Genomic DNA, 3,095 nt, shown 5'->3' with positions numbered 1-3,095 from the left:
ACTGTAATATGGATGTTTTTAATGGATGGTTTGAGCAATTTTTGACACCGATCTTGGAACCTGGACAGACTGTCATTCTTGACAATGCTACTTTTCATAAGTCTGATAAAGCTTGCTAAAGGGGTTGGTGCAGAAATTTTGTATCTGCCGCCTTATTCTCCAGATTTCAACAAAATTGAGCATCATTGGTTTGCTATAAAAAACAGAGCCAGGAAAAACATTCCTCTATTCGAATCCTTTCGTCGTGCTGTTGATTCTGCCTTCCTATGACCTGTTCGGACTATTATGAGAAATGCTATAATATTGTTATTAATGACGAAACTGCTTTGAGCAGAATGTTGAATATTGATGAAGTCTACGTAATAATTTTGTGCGTATGGCAAGTCCCGCTCAATTCTAATTACACCATTACTTGTTGAGTAACGCAGTTTGGCGCTATTTGCTATACTCTGAATTACTTCGTTTATATTCTTATCTTTTAGCTTTAAAATAATATTACCTGATATTTTTGGGTCTATATCCAAGTTAACGTCAGAAAGTTTTCCTATCTCAATTAGCAAATCCTTTACTGATACTTCTTCACTAACATTAATAGAAATAAGCTGATTACTGATTGTGAGATCGGGAAACTCTATTGGTAAAGGCATAATTTCTGGTATTACCGGTTCATTAATCTCCAAAGAGGTGTTATATTGTTGCAACGGATAATCGTGCTTATAATTGTCTATGTTAATAGGATATTGCTTGGTAGGTAGATGTGTGCAAGAAATAATGAAGAGGAGTATTAAGCATTTAAAAATAGCCATTAGAACAGCATACAAAATCTATACTAATAGATTTCTATAAAAATATTAAAAATGTATTTAATCTCATTTTCATCGAGCAGATAATTGTTGTGTATTAGCTTTGGCTATGTATTTTTTGTATACTCTTCTTGTACTTAAATGTAGACCAGCATAGCCCTAATTTTTTTATATATTTTACTTCTTTCTCTGTATTTAATAATAGGCTTGAAAATAAATGGTAAGCCTATAATTGTTAAGCTTAGAGCTAGGGTTGAAAGTATACAACAGGCTTTGTGTTTACTATGTAGCTCTTTCAGGTAAAGCATCAAAAATCTACAAAATTTTTTGTAATTTTCTTCGATGTTTTTTTTGCTATGAGCCTTGCTAATGAACATATCTATTGCGGTATGACCGTTATTGCACTTAATGTTAAGGTCTGCACCTTTTTCTGTTAACAACTGAGCTATATCAAAATAATCCTTTTGAACAGCAAGATGTAGAGGTGCAAAACCTTGTTGCTCACAAATGTTCATATTGGCTCTAACTTCCAATAACATTTTCACAATTTGTGTATGGCCTTTTTTAACTGCGAGTAGCAAGGGAGTTCTGTTACATTTAGTAACAGCATTAACGTTTACCTTAAGCTTCAATAAGAGCTTAACTGTTTTAGTGTTACCATTATGGCTAGCTTTATGCAGCCTAGCGTTACCATTAAAATCTTGATCGTTTGCTTCTATTCCCTTTGAAACAAGAAATGTTACCATTTTTCTATTGTTATGCTCAATAGCGCAATCTAACGCATCAAAACCATGGTTGTTTTTTGTGCAAAAAAACTCTTTAAGTTTAATTTTATCGTTACTTGCTTGCTGTTTTTTTGCAATAAGTTTTACTATTTGCATTTTGTTGTTATACGCTGCTAGGAAAAGCGTAGTGTTATTTTCTGCATCTTTGGCTTCTATATTTGCACCTTTCTTTATCAGATATTCTATAATTTCTGCTCTGCTGTCATAATGTGCGGTGCATTGATAAATGGTTAAAAACAAAGGAGTACGAAAATTGTTATCTTCACATTCGAGATTTGCTCCGCTATCAATTAAAATTTGGACGCTTTTTTTAGAACCGTATAGTGAAGCTATATGAAGAGGAGTATAGCCCTCTTTGGCATCTTTTTCATTAATTTTTGCGCCTTTTGTTATCAAAAAATCTATTAATTCCGTGTCATCTTGTAGTGCAGCAAGGTGCAGTGGAGTGAATCCATTTTTATCCTTGGAATTAATTGTCAGTTGGTTAACAAAAAGTTTAGCAACTTTCTTGTGTCCATGCATAATGGCGTAATGCAGAGGGTTTCTATTTTCGTTGTCTACGACATTGAAATCAGCTTCGTGCTCTAGTAATGACTTTACTCCAACTAAATCACCTTCTTTTGTGAATTTGTGCAAGAGAGTGATTCCACTTGCATCTTTTGAGTTAATATCAAATCCATTTTCTACTAATTGGTTTATATCTTCCTCACGCGCCATATCACTTAAATCTCTAATTAAACTCTTTTCGCGTTAATAATACTCCTACTTGATTAAGTTTAAATGAATCTGTGAGAAATGGCTAGTGCATTCTTGCATAACAAACTTTTGGCAGCGCATTGGATGAAACGAAAAACTTACTTGACAAACTCCGCCAGCCCTCTTATCATGAAACTGAAGCGATTTATTTATCTTTGCAATCTCTGCAGTGGATTAATGACAAAAAACTTAATGTATTTGGCGTAAATCATGCTTAATTTTTTGCACTATGTGCACCTCATGTCTTTATAAAACTTTTAGGTTTCTACCTATACAAGCCGAAACGCGCTTATAAAGTGTTTAAGACAGTAAAAGACGTCAAATAGACAAGGGAGAATTTGAATACTAGCTACCCTAGGGTTTCTTTGCCTTTTTTTTATTTGGTAAATTTCTTAACATTTATAGCTAAACGACAACTGTCATCCCTGTAAAGGTCAAGTATCCCGCTACTTGTTAGCGGGATCTAGAGATACCGTGACGGTATGACGTAGGATTGCTGTCATTCTGCTACTTGTTAGCGGCTGAGATACCGCGAATGAATCGCGGCATGACGGTTCGCGGTGGCATGACGATAAGCTCGTCATTCCGCTACGTGTTAGCGGCTAAGAGATATCGCGGTGGTATAGCTATAAATTGTTGATACCTTTTTTATATCACATTTTTAACTTATACCAATTCTCACTGCACAACAAACAGATAGACAATAATGGAAAAAAAGCCATACTAAACTAAGTGTAATAGCGAGGTATAA

General features: G+C 34.5%; 1 protein-coding gene and 2 pseudogenes. 1 reads left to right on the top strand and 2 read right to left on the bottom strand.

The window, feature by feature from the left end; all coding sequences use genetic code 11:
* Nucleotides 1–270, top strand: a pseudogene (locus OZD66_RS01765) (transposase); the annotation flags it as partial.
* Nucleotides 271–299: 29 nt separating this feature from the next.
* Here the strand turns inward: OZD66_RS01765 and OZD66_RS01760 are convergent.
* Nucleotides 300–821: pseudogene (locus OZD66_RS01760) on the bottom strand (type II secretion system protein GspD); the annotation flags it as partial.
* A 119-nt stretch (nt 822–940) separates the two neighbouring features.
* Nucleotides 941–2,305, bottom strand: a complete 1,365-nt coding sequence (locus OZD66_RS01755; protein ID WP_065095203.1) for an ankyrin repeat domain-containing protein — start codon at nt 2,303–2,305, stop codon at nt 941–943.
* Between the last annotated feature and the right edge of the window lie 790 nt (nt 2,306–3,095).

This window comes from Wolbachia endosymbiont of Drosophila baimaii, assembly GCF_028982185.1.
Classification (GTDB): Bacteria; Pseudomonadota; Alphaproteobacteria; order Rickettsiales; family Anaplasmataceae; genus Wolbachia; species Wolbachia pipientis.
This window is presented reverse-complemented; position numbering and strand designations above follow the sequence as displayed.

Coding starts and splice junctions, on each gene's coding strand:
- OZD66_RS01755 (WP_065095203.1), bottom strand. CDS start 2,305: ATGGCGCGTGAGGAAGATATAAACCAATTAGTAGAAAATGGATTTGAT.